This is a genomic window from Buchnera aphidicola (Nurudea shiraii), assembly GCA_039829955.1.
GTDB lineage: Bacteria > Pseudomonadota > Gammaproteobacteria > Enterobacterales > Enterobacteriaceae > Buchnera_B > Buchnera_B aphidicola_AY.
In genome coordinates this window covers 153,936-169,712 of the sequence record CP140035.1, presented here as the reverse complement: position 1 = coordinate 169,712, position 15,777 = coordinate 153,936, and the positions used below count along the sequence as shown (strand labels likewise).

At 28.6% G+C, this 15,777-nt stretch carries 14 protein-coding genes; 2 read left to right on the top strand and 12 right to left on the bottom strand.

Translation table 11 applies throughout. The features are described from left to right. Positions 1 to 52: 52 nt before the first annotated feature. From nuoL to ndhC, 11 genes are all read right to left on the bottom strand, one after another. The gene (gene nuoL, locus U0T63_00770) at positions 53 to 1,891 is read right to left on the bottom strand and encodes an NADH-quinone oxidoreductase subunit L (protein XBC39376.1); all 1,839 of its coding nucleotides are present in this window, start codon (positions 1,889 to 1,891) and stop codon (positions 53 to 55) included. After that, the gene (gene nuoK, locus U0T63_00765) at positions 1,888 to 2,190 is read right to left on the bottom strand and encodes an NADH-quinone oxidoreductase subunit NuoK (protein XBC39375.1); all 303 of its coding nucleotides are present in this window, start codon (positions 2,188 to 2,190) and stop codon (positions 1,888 to 1,890) included. The genes nuoL and nuoK overlap by 4 nt, the downstream gene beginning before the upstream one ends. A gap of 35 nt (positions 2,191 to 2,225) precedes the next feature. Further along, positions 2,226 to 2,717 carry an NADH-quinone oxidoreductase subunit J gene (locus tag U0T63_00760; protein XBC39374.1) on the bottom strand — a complete coding sequence of 164 codons (492 nt, stop codon included), beginning with the start codon at positions 2,715 to 2,717 and terminating at the stop codon, positions 2,226 to 2,228. 11 nt (positions 2,718 to 2,728) lie between these two features. Next, on the bottom strand, positions 2,729 to 3,274 hold the full coding sequence (gene nuoI, locus U0T63_00755; GenBank protein ID XBC39373.1) for an NADH-quinone oxidoreductase subunit NuoI: 546 nt from the start codon (positions 3,272 to 3,274) through the stop codon (positions 2,729 to 2,731). A gap of 15 nt (positions 3,275 to 3,289) precedes the next feature. Continuing rightward, positions 3,290 to 4,255, bottom strand: a complete 966-nt coding sequence (nuoH, locus tag U0T63_00750) for an NADH-quinone oxidoreductase subunit NuoH (protein XBC39484.1) — start codon at positions 4,253 to 4,255, stop codon at positions 3,290 to 3,292. Between the two features lie 3 nt (positions 4,256 to 4,258). Further along, positions 4,259 to 6,991, bottom strand: a complete 2,733-nt coding sequence (gene nuoG, locus U0T63_00745) for an NADH-quinone oxidoreductase subunit NuoG (protein XBC39372.1) — start codon at positions 6,989 to 6,991, stop codon at positions 4,259 to 4,261. 113 nt (positions 6,992 to 7,104) lie between these two features. After that, positions 7,105 to 8,445: an NADH-quinone oxidoreductase subunit NuoF gene (gene nuoF, locus U0T63_00740; protein XBC39371.1), complete on the bottom strand. Its 1,341-nt coding sequence runs from the start codon at positions 8,443 to 8,445 to the stop codon at positions 7,105 to 7,107. Continuing rightward, positions 8,442 to 8,939: an NADH-quinone oxidoreductase subunit NuoE gene (nuoE, locus tag U0T63_00735; protein ID XBC39370.1), complete on the bottom strand. Its 498-nt coding sequence runs from the start codon at positions 8,937 to 8,939 to the stop codon at positions 8,442 to 8,444. The genes nuoF and nuoE overlap by 4 nt, the downstream gene beginning before the upstream one ends. Positions 8,940 to 8,948: 9 nt before the next feature. Next, on the bottom strand, positions 8,949 to 10,751 hold the full coding sequence (nuoC, locus tag U0T63_00730) for an NADH-quinone oxidoreductase subunit C/D (protein XBC39369.1): 1,803 nt from the start codon (positions 10,749 to 10,751) through the stop codon (positions 8,949 to 8,951). Between the two features lie 99 nt (positions 10,752 to 10,850). After that, positions 10,851 to 11,525, bottom strand: a complete 675-nt coding sequence (locus U0T63_00725) for an NADH-quinone oxidoreductase subunit B (GenBank protein ID XBC39368.1) — start codon at positions 11,523 to 11,525, stop codon at positions 10,851 to 10,853. 39 nt (positions 11,526 to 11,564) lie between these two features. Next, on the bottom strand, positions 11,565 to 11,957 hold the full coding sequence (gene ndhC, locus U0T63_00720) for an NADH-quinone oxidoreductase subunit A (GenBank protein XBC39367.1): 393 nt from the start codon (positions 11,955 to 11,957) through the stop codon (positions 11,565 to 11,567). 260 nt (positions 11,958 to 12,217) lie between these two features. Here ndhC and dnaK point away from each other — a divergent pair, with 260 nt between their 5' ends. Next, positions 12,218 to 14,131, top strand: a complete 1,914-nt coding sequence (dnaK, locus tag U0T63_00715; GenBank protein XBC39366.1) for a molecular chaperone DnaK — start codon at positions 12,218 to 12,220, stop codon at positions 14,129 to 14,131. Positions 14,132 to 14,224: 93 nt separating this feature from the next. Beyond that, positions 14,225 to 15,364 carry a molecular chaperone DnaJ gene (dnaJ, locus tag U0T63_00710; GenBank protein ID XBC39365.1) on the top strand — a complete coding sequence of 380 codons (1,140 nt, stop codon included), beginning with the start codon at positions 14,225 to 14,227 and terminating at the stop codon, positions 15,362 to 15,364. Positions 15,365 to 15,433: 69 nt separating this feature from the next. On the opposite strand, the gene rpsT is transcribed toward dnaJ, so the two are convergent. Next, complete coding sequence (gene rpsT / locus U0T63_00705) at positions 15,434 to 15,697, bottom strand: 30S ribosomal protein S20 (GenBank protein XBC39364.1); 264 nt, start codon at positions 15,695 to 15,697, stop codon at positions 15,434 to 15,436. Positions 15,698 to 15,777: the final 80 nt, after the last annotated feature.

Sequence of the window (15,777 nt, the reverse complement as noted above, 5' to 3'; positions counted from 1 at the left end):
ATAATTAATTTTAGTTACTACCTGAAACACTACATAAATTTGACTTATTAATTTAAAAAAATGTAGTTGTTAAAGACATAACACATCCAACGATTATCCATAACAAATGCACTCGTAGATGTCCATTATATATATAAATATGAAAACGATAAAAAACATGAAATAAATTTTTAGAATAATTTAAAATACTTCCAATAGGATCACATATTAAACATTTAGAAATGTAAAGATACGGCTGTACAAACAACAAATTGTATATATAATCAAATCCCCAAGCATTAAAGAAAAATCGATTGACAAAAATTCCTATTTTAGTATATAAAATATTGCTAATTATTCTCGTATTCACTACCCATAAATAATATGATAGAAATATACCAAAAAAGGATATGCAACTGCATATCATTGTCAAATAAAAATTAGAGTACGCACTTTCTTCTTGTTCTGAAAAAACATGAGATAGTGGGAAAGTTATATAAGACTCAATAAAAGTAGAAAATATCATTAATAAAATTAAAGGTAAATTATGATTCATCTCTCTAAGAGACATATAATTTTTTTTTCTACATTTCTGAAAAACTACAAAAATCATTCTAAATGTATATATTGTAGTCAATAATAAGCCTAAAATACTAATTACGAAAAAAAATAAGAAATTGTTTTCCCAAGCAAACAACAAAATACTTTCCTTAGTATAAAATCCTGACGTAACAAATGGAAATGAAGCGAGAGAAGCTCCTCCTACTAAAAAAGATATATATATTATTAAAGGAACTTGAAATTTTAACCCACTAATTTTAAAAATATTTCTTTCATTCTTCGATAAAATAATGATAGAACCAGAAGCAAGAAACATTAACGCTTTAAAAAATGCATGCGATACTAAATGCTTAATAGCAATTATCCAATTTTGCATACTTAACGCAATAAACATATAGCCTATTTGACTCATCGTAGAATACGCTAATATACGCTTTATATCAGTTTGAACTAATGCTGAAAAACAGGATATTATTATTGTTAAACTACCTATTATTCCCAAAATATACAATACTTCTGGATTCAGAGAAAATAAAAAATGAGTTCTTGCAATTAAATAAACTCCAGAAGTTACCATAGTAGCAGAATGTATTAACGCAGATACTGGAGTTGGACCTTTCATAGCATCTACTAACCACGTATGTAATGGAATTTGAGCAGACTTTCCTATAGCTCCGAATAATAGAAAAAGAGTAATTAACTTTAATGATACTATATGTTCATCTATTGTAGACATTTTTAAAATTAATTTTAGCTCTTCAAAATTCGTAGTACCAAATTCTTTATAAATAAAAAATATTGACAATAATAAAAAAACATCTCCAATTCTAGTAATAATAAATCCCTTTAAAGCAGCATAACTAGCATTAATATTATTATAATAATATCCTACCAATAAATAAGAACATACACCCACTCCCTCCCATCCCAAAAACATAAATGCTAAATTATCTGATAATATTAATACAATCATACTAAAAATGAATAAATTCATATACGCAAAAAAATTTGATAACCCAGTTTTAAATCTCATATACCAAGAAGAAAATAGATGAACTAAACAACCTATAAAGGTTGTCATCATTAACATGGTAAGCGATAAACCATCTATCAGATATCCAAAATTAATTTTAAAATTATCTACATATATAAAAGTCCATAACTTCTTAAAGTACACATCATCATTCTGATGAAAAAAAACTTGAATTAAATATATTGAAAACAATGTAGATACAAAAATAGATCCTACCGAAAATATTACAACTTTGAAATCAGTAAAGAATTTTTTAAAAAAAAGTAATACAACACAACTAATTAAGGGAAGTAAAGTGATAATATAAATAATATTCATCCATGCATCTCACTTAACTTATCAACATCTAAAGTTTTAAGTTTTCGATAACATTGAATTAAAAGTGCCAGTCCTATTCCTGACTCCGAAGCACCCACAGTCAAAATCAAAATATACATTATCTGTCCATCTACCTGATTCCAATAACTACCTACTGTTACTAATGCTAGAGACACTGCATTAATCATAATTTCTAAACTAATTAACATAAATAAAAGGTTTTTATGAATTATTAAAGACAAAAAACCTAACATTAATAAAATTGAAGATAAAATTAGACCATGAAATAAAGAAATCATAAAAGCTAATCCTAAAATAAATAAAACTATTCACATTATTTTTTTTCTCTTCCAATATGACACGCTACTACTAACGCAGTTAATAACAACATTGATATTAATTCAATAATTAAAACATAATCTTGAAACAATTTTATTCCTATCTCGCGTGTATTAATAACCACATTAAATATATATTGACTATTTAAATTATATAATAAAAAAAATAAACCACAGAATGATATCATAAAAAATGTAATTATCATTATCAATTTAACAAATGGCAGATTAAATGCTATAGAGCAAGAAGTAGAATTTTTAAAATTAAACATCATAATAACAAATACAAACAAAACCATTATAGCACCAGCATAAATTATTACTTCTAACGCCGCTGCAAAAAACGCTCCCAATGAAAAAAAAACACCTGATGTAGATAAAAAAGATGCTATCAAAAAAATTAACGAATACATTGGATTTTTGCTAAAAATTGAAAATATAGTAAATATAACTGACATTAATCCAAAACTATAAAAAGATAATTCCACGTCAATACTCCTCAAGGTAATAACGTTTTAACATCAATAGGATTACGTTCATAATCTAAATCACCTTTCTCTTTTCCTTGAATGTTAACACCTGAAAAATTATAAAAATTATAATCAGAATACTTTCCAGGTCCTGAAATTAATAAATCCTCCTTTTCATATACTAAATCTTGCCTATTGTATTCTGAAAGTTCAAAATCAGGAATTAATTGAATAGCAGCAGTTGGACAAGCTTCTTCACATAATCCACAAAATATACATCGAGAGAAATTAATACGAAAAAATTTTGGATACCAACGATTATCAGATTTTAAAGTAGACTTTTTCAACGAAATACAATCCACAGGACACACTACTGCACATAAATTGCAAGCTACACATCGTTCCTCTCCTTTTGTAGTACGCGATAATATAATACGACCTCTATACCTTGGAGGGAGATAAATAGGTTGTTCTGGATACATTATCGTTTCTCGCTTTGAAAAAATATTAGTAAAAGTTAACCAAATACTTCGAATTTGACTAAACAAAAAATATACTACTTCTGAAATTCTCATATCATTAATCCTTTACTAAACGTTACATAATATAAAAGCAGCAGTACAAACTAAATTTATCAAAGTTAAAGGAAAGCAAAATTTCCACCCAAATAATATTATTTTATCATAACGAGGCCTAGGTAAAGAAGCTCTAATTAAAATGAAAAAAAATATAAAAACCACAGTTTTTAAAAGAAACCAGATTATTGAAGAAAATCCAAATCCCAACCACCCTCCAAAAAACATAGTTACAATTAAACTAGAAATTACTATAATAGAGATATATTCACCAATAAAAAACAAACCAAATTTCATTCCTGAATACTCAATATGATAGCCATCTGCTAATTCTTGTTCAGATTCAGGTTGATCAAAAGGATGTCGATGACATAGTGCCAAACCTGCTATCAAAAACGTTATTAATCCAAAAAATTGAGGAACGCAATTCCATATGGAAACTTGACTATTAACAATATCAATTACATTAAACGATTGTGCGCGAGCTACTACTCCCATTAAAGAAAGTCCTAAAAAAATCTCATAAGACAAAGTTTGTGCTGTAGCGCGAATAGCTCCTAACAATGCATACTTATTGTTACTAGACCAACCCGCGAATAGTACGGAATATACTGACAAAGACGCCATCATTAAGAAAAATAAAATACCTATGTTTAAATCTATTAATACAAAATCGTGACTAAACGGTATTATTGCCATAACTAGTAATAAACAAATAAATCCAAAAATCGGAGATAAAACAAACACTACTCTTTTACTAAATATAGGAATCCAATCTTCCTTAAAAAGTATTTTAATCATATCTGCAACTATTTGTAATATCCCATGCCATCCAACTCTATTAGGTCCATAACGATTTTGCAATAAACCTAGTATTCTACGCTCAAATATACTCATAATTGCGGCACAAAAAAAAACAATACATAATAACAAAATCGATTTAAAAACTGACACATCTTTTCTCACAAAATTATTAAAAATGTATCATACAATTATCTTACATAATTCTACAACTTTTTTTCTATTTAAACATAAAGGAAAATTTAAAGTTCCTAAAGGTAGACCTAATTGTTTCGATTGTATTTTAGAAGATACATGCACAGTTATTGTGAATTTAATTTCACAACAAATAAAATTTATTTTTGATCCAGATTGAATAGATAAATTATTTGCATCTTCTTTATTCATAATTCCTGAAATATGTACCATATTTTTTTGTATCACAGGAGAAAATTGCGACAATTGTTCACTACCTAGTAGAAAATAACATGGAACGACATAATAATTAACGTTTTTAACAGTGGTAAAAGATAAATTCTTGAACCAAGGCATAGATTTATTTGAATCATGTAAAAATAATCTCATTCCAGAATTCCAACAATATGATTTACTGTTTATTTCTTTTTGAAATTTATTTAATACTTGTATGGAATTCCAACCAGGCATCCATAAAAAAGGTATATATGAAGAATGCTTATAAATCTGTTGACATCCTTCCATAGAAAAAGAAAACATAGAATTTTTGTCTTCAGGTTGACTAATTTCGTGAACGTTAATATGAGACCGCATAGAAGTTCGACCGCTAGAACGATGTGAAGATCTAGCTAACTTTTGTCCAAGAACTGTAAAAGATGCATGAGGAGCTATAAATTTTAATTTTTTAAAATCATCGTTTTCAGAACACATACTTTCGATAACGTCATCTAATGTATTCCAAAACTTAGATTGTTTATACAACTTACATTGTATCAAATGTAACCACATCCAACTATTTAAAAGATGCGAACTATTATAAAAATTAGCATCATAAACTTGAAAAAACCGTTGTGCTCGTCCTTCATAATTTACTATAGTTCCCGAACTTTCAAAAAAATTAGTAGCCGGAAGAGTTATTTTTCCCATTCTCATTGTATCAGTATTAAGATGATCAATAACTATAACATTTTTAATATTATTGAATAATTTTAAAACTTCTGCCTTAGACAGATAACGACATAAATCATTTTCTAAAATAATTAAAGAATTATAATCTTCTTTTGACAAATTACTTACAACTTCTTCTAATGATATTCCTTTTAACAGAGAAACTCCTAAACTATTAGAATTTGACGTTAATAATACTAAACCAACTTTTTTATTTACGTTTTTTAATGCTTTTGCAATATTATATGCAGCTTGAATTAACTCTGTGCAATTATGATGAGAACCTGAAATAATAAGAGGGTTTTTAGATGATAATAAAGCTACAACAATTTTTTTTACTACTCCTGCTTCAGATTCATTTAAATTGCTACAATTAAAAAAATCCTTGTCAATCTCATGAGCTATTTGAAAACATAATTGTACCTGATCGTCGATTTTAAAATAATCATGTATTTCAGAAATATCATCTAATTTAGTAGAATATGCATTTATAACAAATAATTTATTTTTCTTATCTTTAGGAAGATTTTTTAAAGCTAACGCATGCCATTTTGGAACATTTTTAAAAGATTTAACTATTTTAGATTTCCTTTTTATCGATTGACGAATTGATAAAGCCATCATAGGAGAAGTTTGCGTAATATCTTCACCTATAACGAGAATCGTATCATAGTTTTTTTCTATTTCTCTTAATGTAGGTGTATAAATGCCACTATCTTTTAAAATTTTCCCTATTAATTCCACACAATCTAACTCATCTTGTAATATTCCTATCGAAAAATTTTCTTGTCCAACCAATTTTTGAAGAGCATAATTGCTTTCTAAACTAGCACGACTAGAACCAATACCCATAATTTTTGACGAAGCATTTAAACTATCAGAAACCAGTTTAATAGATTTTTTTATACTTTCTATAGTATCCCACTTCCCATTACTTTTGCGCTTCATAGACCATCGTGGCCTATTTTTTAAATTGGAATACCCATAACTAAATCTCCCTAAATCACATAAAAAATAACGATTAATATTACGATGATATCGATTTTCTATTTTACATATTTCTCCATACCTTTCACCTACACTAATATTACATCCAATACAACAATGTTGACAAATACTCGGAGCATATTGTAAATCCCATTTTCTTGTATATGTTTCTGATTGAGTTTTATCAGTAAATACTCCAGTAGGACAAATATCTATTAAATTTCCAGAAAACTCACTCTCTAAAGAACCTTCTTTAAACCTTCCAAAATAAACGTTATTACTAATTCCAAAAACTCCAAAATCTGTACCATCAGAATAATCTTTATAATAACGAACACATCTATAACAAGAAATACATCGGTTCATCTCATGCTTAATAAAATGACCTAAATTTTGATTCTTATGAGTTCTTTTTTCAAATCTATACTTTCTAATATAATGTTTAGTCATTACGGTCATATCTTGAAGATGACAACTTCCACCTTCTTCACAAACAGGACAATCATGAGGATGATTAGTCATTAACAATTCAATAATATTCTTTCTAAACTCTACTGCTTCACTATCATGAATAGAAACTATTAATCCATCTGTAATAGGAGTCATGCAAGATACTACTAATTTTCCAGATGTATCTTTAAAATCATGATACTGTTTTACGGTACACTGACGACATATACCTATACTACCTAACGCAGGATGCCAACAAAAATAAGGTATGTCAAAACCAAGCGATAAACACACATGCAATAAATTATTTGAATCACAAATATTATATTCTTTATTGTCTATAAAAATTGTAGCCATAAAATAATCTTCATTTTCATTTGGTAATTTCAAATTGCATATTATTTATATGATAAAATTAAGTTATGTTGATATACAATAACTATTCCACAACATTGCACTATATCATCAAACTAATTATTAGAAATATCATTTAATTGAATACCTTCTATGCATTTGACATTGATAATTGACGATGAATTTTTAATACAACTTTCAAACTCCGGACGAAAATATTTAATCGCACTTCTCAATGGAGAAACGGCTCCAGGAGCATGTGCACAAAACGTTTTTCCTGGACTTAATTGAAAACACAAACTTTCTAAAATTTTAATATCATTCTCATGTCCTTCTTTTTTTTCTAAAGATCTTAAAATAGAAACAATCCATGGTAAACCATCTCGACATGGAGTACATAATCCACAAGATTCACGAGAGAAAAATTCTTCTATGTTTCTTACTAAGGATACTATATTAATGGTATGATCAACTGCCATAGAAACAGCAGTTCCTAATCTACTCCCTAACTTTTGAATACTAGAAAAATCCATAGGAACATCAATATGTTTATGCGTCAAAAAATCTGTACTTGCTCCTCCTGGTAACCATGCTTTAAGTGTAAATCCATCCTGCATACCACCCGCATAATCTTCTAATACTTCGCGAGCTGAAGTTCCAAAAGGCAACTCCCACAATCCAGGATTTTTAACTTTTCCCGAAAATCCCATCATCTTAGTACCACAATCTAAACTATTTGACAAATTTTTATACCATTCTACACCATTAAAAACGATAGATGGAACATTAGATAAAGTCTCAACATTATTAATACAAGTAGGTTTTCCCCATGCCCCTATAAAAGCAGGAAAAGGAGGTTTAAATCTAGGATTAGCTCGTTTACCTTCCAAAGAATTGATTAATGCCGTTTCTTCTCCACAAATATAACGACCAGCACCACTATGTAAAACAATTTCAAAATCTAAACCTGATTTAAAAACATTTTTTCCAATATATTTGTTTCTCTTAGCTTCATAGATAGCTTTACTTAAAACATATTCAGCATTAATGTACTCACCTCTTAAAAAAATGTAACTTACAGTCACTCTTAATGCTAACGCGCTAATTAAAATACCTTCTATTAATTGATGAGGAATTTTTTCCATTAAAAATTTGTCTTTATATGTTCCTGGTTCCATTTCATCAGCATTGCACAATAAATAACGAACACTATTACTACTATCCTGAGACATTAAACTCCACTTTACTCCCGTAGAAAACCCTGCTCCTCCACGTCCTTTTAATCCTGAATCTTTTATAATATCTATAATTTTTTTAGGTTCAATAGTTTTAATCGCTTTTTCAAAAGCTAAATAACCTCCTTTCTTTTTATACTCTTCAATCCATACCACATCATTTTTCTTGCCTAACCACCAAGTTAATGGATGAGTTTCTCGAGTACATAATATTTTTTTCACTTATACGATTCCAATAGTTTAATTATCAAACTTTCTGTAACGCAAGAGTAAATGTCGTTATTTATCATTATAGTAGGAGCTCTATCACAGTTCCCCAAACAACCAATAGGCAGTAAAGTAAAATCAAAATTTTTTGTCGTTTCACCAATAGAAATATTTAGTTTATCTTCGAAACAAGATTTTATATCTTCGCAACCATACATATAGCACACAACACTGTCACAATAACGTATTATATTTCGTCCTACTGGTTTTCTAAAAATTTGGCTATAAAATGTAGCAATTTCTTCTAAATCAACCTCAGAAACTCCTAGTATTTTCGAAATTTCAAAAATAGCAAAATCTGAAATCCAACCTCTTTTCTTTTGAACTATTTTTAATGCTTCTATAGAACTGGCACGCGGATCTTCATAATTATTCTTATTGTTTAATATTTCTACTTTTTCTTCACTGCTTAACATAGAATTATCATTATATAATATTTTTTTTGACATGTTTTTAACTTAACGATCAACATCAGACATAACAAAATCAATACTTCCTAAATAAACTATTAAATCTGATATTAAACTCCCACGAATGACCGATGGTACTTGTTGTAAATGAGGAAAACTAGGCGTTCTTATTCTAGTTCTATAACTTGTAGTACTACCATCACTAATTAAATAATAACTATTTATTCCTTTAGATGCTTCAATCATTTGAAAACTTTCATTAGGTGGTATAATAGGACCCCATGAAACTTGTAAAAAATGAGTAATCATTGTCTCAATATGTTGTAACGTGCGTTCTTTAGGAGGAGGAGTAGTTAAAGGATGATCTGCTTTGAATGGTCCATCAGGCATATTTTTTAAACATTGTTTTAAAATAATAATACTTTGCCAAATTTCTTCTACTTTTAACATAACTCTAGAATAACAATCACTTATACCACTTCCTATAGGAATTTCAAATTCAAAATTATGATATCCCGAATAAGGCCTTTGTTTTCGAACATCAAATTCTAACCCAGTGGCACGTAATCCAGATCCTGTAACACCCCATTTAAGAGCTTCATCTTTATTATATTCAGCTATTCCTTTTGATCGACTTATTAAAATACTATTTTTCAAAGCAACATTGATATATTTATTTAATCTATTTGGAATCCATTTTAAAAAGTTTTTTAGCAAAGTATCCCATCCCTTCGGTAAATCATGTGCTACTCCTCCAATTCTAAACCATGCAGGATGCATACGAAATCCAGTAATAGCTTCAATAATATCATAAATTTTTTGACGATCAGTAAAAGCTAAAAAAACTGGTGTCATAGCACCTATATCTTGAATAAAAGTAGAAACATACAATAAATGGCTATTAATCCTAAACAACTCTGACAACATAATACGTATTACTTCTACCTTTTTAGGTACCGTAATTCCAGCTAATTTTTCTACTGCCAATACATAAGGCATTTCATTAATACATCCACCAAGATATTCAATTCGATCTGTATATGGAATATAACTATGCCATGTTTGACGTTCTCCTATTTTTTCAGCACCACGATGATGATACCCAATGTCTGGAACACAATTAATAATTTTTTCTCCATCTAATTGTAAAACAATACGAAATACTCCATGAGCAGAAGGATGATTCGGTCCTAAATTCAAAAACATATAATTATTATTTTTACTATGTTTTTTCATACCCCATTCTTCCGGTTTAAATCGCAAAGAATCCATCTCTAAATCTTCTTTACATTTATTTAAAACAAAAGGATGTAATTCAGTCGCCCTAGACGGATAATCTTTTCGCAACGGATATCCTTTCCAAGTTTTTGGCATAATAATACGAGTTAAATGAGGATGATTATTAAAAACAATTCCAAACATTTCCCATGTTTCACACTCATACCAATTAGCATTCGGATATAATCCCGTTAATGTAGGCAAATTTAATTCATGGTTAAACAGTGCTACTTTTAACATTATATCACTATTTCTAGAATAAGAAATAAAATGATAAAATACTGAAAAATCAGCTAATGGCAAGTTTGAACGACAAGAACGAAATCTCTCATCTATTCCGTGAAGATCAAACAACGTTGTATAAGGATTCAAAACTTTTAATAAAAACTTACTTACTTTAAGCAAAATATGTTTGTTTATCCACAATACAGGAATTTCCATTAAAGTTGACTGAAGAGTAAATTTGTCTTTTCCAAAATTTTCAAATAATTCCGTTACAATAGTATTATGAATGTGATCCTTAGAAGCATGTTTTACTTCCACATTATTACTTTCTAAAATATTTCTTTTCATAAATTAAATGACAACTTTATATTTTATGTAATTGAATCATCAGACATACTAAATTAAATAAAAACACACATAATTTTTAAAAAATTTATATAATATTTTTTAAATCTTATCTGGAGAACGAAGATTTCTGATAGAAATATAATTTTTCCTACGTTGACTTTTCTCTGAAGGCATATTAGCACGATATACACCTTGTTCTCCTATTATCCATGATAATGGTCGACGTTCTTTAGATATAGATTTTTGTAATAACATTAATCCTTCTATATATGCTTCTGGCCTAGGTGGACATCCAGGAATATATACATCTACAGGTAAAAACTTATCTACACCTTGTACTACAGAATAAACATCGTACATTCCACCAGAATTAGCACAAGCACCCATGGAAATTACCCATTTTGGTTCTAACATTTGATCATATAAACGTTGAATAATAGGTGCCATCTTAATAAAGGGTGTACCAGCTATCACCATAAAATCAGCTTGTCTTGGAGATGCACGCAAAACTTCAGAACCAAATCTTGAAATATCATGAACAGAAGTAAAAGAAGTAACCATTTCGACATAACAACAAGACAAACCAAAATTATAAGGCCATAAAGAATTTTTTCTTCCCCAATTAACTAAACTATGAATGTACTGACTAATTTTACCCATATAAACGTTTTTCTTTATATAATCTTGAACAGGATCAGATACAATTTTTTGCGTTTGAGCAGGATAATTTTTATTTGCATTTTCATTATCTACTCTAGTTAATGTATATTTCATAACGAAACTCACTTTTAGAAAATCAATATTAAAATTCTTCTAAAAATCTTTAGGACTCTCCCAATTTAACAAACTTAAACGAACTAAGTAAATTAATCCAAACAATAAAAATAAAATAAAAAATATAACTTCTACAAAACCTAACCATCCTACTTGAGCAATACATATTGACCAGAGATATAAGTAACATGACTCAATATCAAATAAAACAAAACAAATTGCTACTAAATAAAATTTAATAGATATATTCAAAGGTAGTTCATCAACTGGTATTATTCCAGATTCAAACGGGGTATGTTTATATCTAGATCGAGATTTTCCACCTAATATTGAACTTAATAATAATATTGAAAAACATAATCCACAAGATAATAAGCAATATATCAAAAAATTCCAATATTGAAAGTTGCACAAAATATCTATAAAATTCATAGTATTATTAAAGATATCAATATATCATATGAAATAAACATATATTAAACTAAAAAACATAAACTTTCTATTTAAATTCAATATAATAATTAATATTCAAATTAGTTCTCGCAAAGACTTGATGATAAAAAAATTGACCCCATCTATTTATTATCTAGACATATAATTTTAAGATATTTTTAAAACATTTATTATAAAAGCTAATATTTTATATAAATTAATTATTCTATCAAATTTCATATATTCAATAGGAGAAGATAATGAGCAAAATTATTGGAATTGATCTAGGAACTACTAATTCCTGTGTTGCAATTATGGATGGAAATAAAACACGAGTATTAGAAAACTCTGAAGGAGATAGAACCACTCCTTCAATCATTGCGTATACTAAAGATGGAGAAATCTTAGTAGGGAAACCAGCTAAACGTCAAGCTATAACTAATCCCAATAATACATTATTTGCAATAAAGCGTTTAATGGGAAGAAAATTTTCTGATGAAGAAGTACAACGCGATATTAAAATAATGCCATATAAAATTATTAAATCTGAAAATGAAGACGCATGGATAAATGTAAAAAATGAAAAACTTGCTCCTCCTCAAATTTCTGCAGAAATATTAAAAAAAATGAAAAAAACTGCAGAAGATTACTTAGGAGAATCTGTTACACAAGCAGTTATCACAGTTCCTGCTTATTTTAATGATGCCCAAAGACAAGCCACTAAAGATGCAGGGAAAATTGCAGGGTTAGATGTAAAAAGAATCATCAACGAACCTACAGCTGCAGCATTAGCATACGGTTTAGATAAAGACAAAGGAAATAAAATCATAGCAGTATATGATTTAGGAGGAGGAACATTTGATATTTCTATAATAGAAATAGATAATGTAGATAAAGAAAAAACTTTCGAAGTATTAGCTACCAACGGAGATACTCATCTCGGAGGAGAAGATTTTGATAGTCGCCTTATAAATTATTTATCTGAAGAATTTAAGAAAGACCAGGGAACTGATGTAAGAAAAGATCCTATGGCTATGCAACGATTAAAAGAAGCTTCAGAAAAAGCAAAAATTGAACTATCTTCTGCCCAACAAACTGATGTAAATCTACCTTATATTACAGCAGATTCTAACGGTCCTAAACATTTAAATATAAAAGTAACAAGATCTAAATTAGAATCTTTAGTAGAAGATTTAATACTTCGTTCCATACAACCATTAAAAACCGCATTAAAAGATGCAAAATTATCTATTTCAGATATTAATGATGTTATTTTAGTAGGCGGTCAAACAAGAATGCCGCTAGTTCAAAAAAAGGTAGCTGACTTTTTTAATAAAGAACCAAGAAAAGATGTTAATCCGGATGAAGCAGTAGCTGTTGGTGCCGCAATACAAGGTGGTGTATTGTCCGGAGAAGTAAAAGACGTTCTATTACTAGACGTTACTCCTTTGTCTTTAGGAATAGAAACAATGGGTAGTGTAATGACAACACTAATAAACAAAAATACAACTATTCCTACTAAACATAGTCAAACATTTTCAACAGCAGAAGACAATCAATCAGCTGTTACAATACATGTGCTTCAAGGAGAACGTAAACGATCAACCGATAATAAATCATTAGGACAATTCAATTTAGATGGAATTCAACCTGCTCCAAGAGGAATACCACAAATTGAAGTAACGTTTGATATAGATGCAGATGGCATTCTTCATGTATCAGCAAAAGACAAAAACACAGGAAAAGAACAAAAGATCACAATTAAAGCATCATCTGGATTAAACGAAACTGAGATTAAAAAAATGATTTCTGATGCAGAAGCAAATTCTGAAGCAGATAAAGAATTTGAAGAACTAATAAAAACAAGAAATCAAGGAGATCAAATTTCTCACAGCACTAAAAAACAATTACAAAATGTTAAGGATAAAATTTCCGAACAAGATAAAAAAGATATTGAAAAATCTTTATATGAATTAGATACAGCTTTGAAAGGAGAAAGTAAATCTGAAATAGAAGAAAAAATACAAAATTTACTTAAACTTTCGTCTAAACTAGTAAAACATGTTCAAGAACCTTCACAATCTAATTTCTCTGAAAAGAACAACACTGATTCTAAACCTGAAGAAAATGTTGTTGATGCTGAATTTGAAGAAGTAAAAGATTCCAAGAAATAAAATCTCTTAAAACCGTTGAAAATGAACTAAAACACGAGTGTAAAAAAATCTTATTATACTCGTGAAAAATTATTAAAACTAGGAAATGAACGAATGTCAAAACAAGATTATTATAAAATTTTAGGAGTTAATCAATCATCTGATGAAAAAGATATAAAAACAGCATATAAAAAGCTAGCTATAAAGTATCATCCTGATAGAAATCAAGGAAATAAAACAGCCGAAGAAAAATTTAAAAAAATCAAAGAAGCCTATGAAGTTCTAATTGATACAAAAAAAAGAGCTGCATATGATCAATACGGACATGCCGCTTTTGAACAAGGAAATCCAAATACTAATACGTTTACTCATACTTTTAGCACTAGTTCTGATTTTAGCGATATCTTTGGTGATGTATTCGGAGATATATTTGGAGGAAATAGAACTAAAACACCTTCTCAAGGATCCGATTTACGCTATAATATGCAACTCACTTTAGAAGAAGCAGTTCGAGGAACAACAAAAAATATACGTATTCCAACTTTACAAACTTGCTCATCATGTTACGGGTATGGTACCCAATCCAAATCTAAACCTCAAAATTGTCAAAAATGTTTCGGAAAGGGACAAATACAAATGAGAAAAGGATTTTTCACTGTTCAACAAACTTGCCCTCAATGTCGGGGAAAAGGAACTTTCATACAATTTCCATGTTACACATGCCATGGACGCGGAAGAATAGAAAAATCTAAAGTTTTATCAGTTAAAATTCCACCTGGAATTGATACAGACGATCGCATTCGTCTTAATAATGAAGGAGAAGCAGGTGAAAATGGAGCTAATCCTGGAGATTTATATGTTCAAATAAAGGTAAAAAAACATCCAATTTTCAAACGTGAAGAAAACAACTTGTATTGCGAAGTACCAATAAATTTTTCTATGGCAGCTTTGGGAGGGGAAATTGAAGTACCAACAATAGATGGAAAAGTAAAATTAAAAGTTCCATCTGAAACGCAATCAGGAAAACTATTTAGAATTAAAGAAAAAGGAGTAAAATCTATTAGAAATAATAGAAAAGGAGATTTACTTTGTCGAGTAATAGTAGAAACACCAATTAATCTTAACGAAAAACAAAAACATCTTTTATACCAATTAGGAGAAAGTTTTGCAGGTTTTAAGGGCGACAAAAATAGCCCTCAATCAAAACGATTTTTCGAAGGAGTGAGAAGATTTTTTGATGATCTTACTAAATAAACTTTAAAAAATTTGCTTCTATATAAGTTTTATGGAAGCAAATTACAAAATTTAATCACATATTTAAACTTAAACTAATAACTTGATTTTCTTTTCCAATCGAGATTTATGTCTTGCTGCTTTATTTTTATGTATCAAACCTTTCGTAGCATATCTATCCAAAATAGATTGTGCTTTTTCAAATTCTAATTTAGCTCTTTCTTTATCTCCTGAAAGTATTTCAAAATTTACTTTCTTTATAAATGTTTTTATTTTAGATCTTTTGCTAGAATTATAACGTTTCTTGTTCTCAGACTTAATCACGTTTTTTTTAGCTGATTTTAAATTAGCCATAGCACATACTTCCTCCTATACAAAGTTGTTTAATATAATTAAAGCTTTTTAATTAATGTATTTTATATTATAAAATATAC

Coding starts and splice junctions, on each gene's coding strand:
- rpsT (XBC39364.1), bottom strand. CDS start 15,697: ATGGCTAATTTAAAATCAGCTAAAAAAAACGTGATTAAGTCTGAGAAC.
- ndhC (XBC39367.1), bottom strand. CDS start 11,957: ATGAATTTTATAGATATTTTGTGCAACTTTCAATATTGGAATTTTTTG.
- nuoL (XBC39376.1), bottom strand. CDS start 1,891: ATGAATATTATTTATATTATCACTTTACTTCCCTTAATTAGTTGTGTT.
- dnaK (XBC39366.1), top strand. CDS start 12,218: ATGAGCAAAATTATTGGAATTGATCTAGGAACTACTAATTCCTGTGTT.
- nuoG (XBC39372.1), bottom strand. CDS start 6,991: ATGGCTACAATTTTTATAGACAATAAAGAATATAATATTTGTGATTCA.
- nuoC (XBC39369.1), bottom strand. CDS start 10,751: ATGAAAAGAAATATTTTAGAAAGTAATAATGTGGAAGTAAAACATGCT.
- dnaJ (XBC39365.1), top strand. CDS start 14,225: ATGTCAAAACAAGATTATTATAAAATTTTAGGAGTTAATCAATCATCT.
- nuoK (XBC39375.1), bottom strand. CDS start 2,190: ATGATTTCTTTATTTCATGGTCTAATTTTATCTTCAATTTTATTAATG.
- nuoE (XBC39370.1), bottom strand. CDS start 8,939: ATGTCAAAAAAAATATTATATAATGATAATTCTATGTTAAGCAGTGAA.
- U0T63_00725 (XBC39368.1), bottom strand. CDS start 11,525: ATGAAATATACATTAACTAGAGTAGATAATGAAAATGCAAATAAAAAT.
- nuoI (XBC39373.1), bottom strand. CDS start 3,274: ATGAGAATTTCAGAAGTAGTATATTTTTTGTTTAGTCAAATTCGAAGT.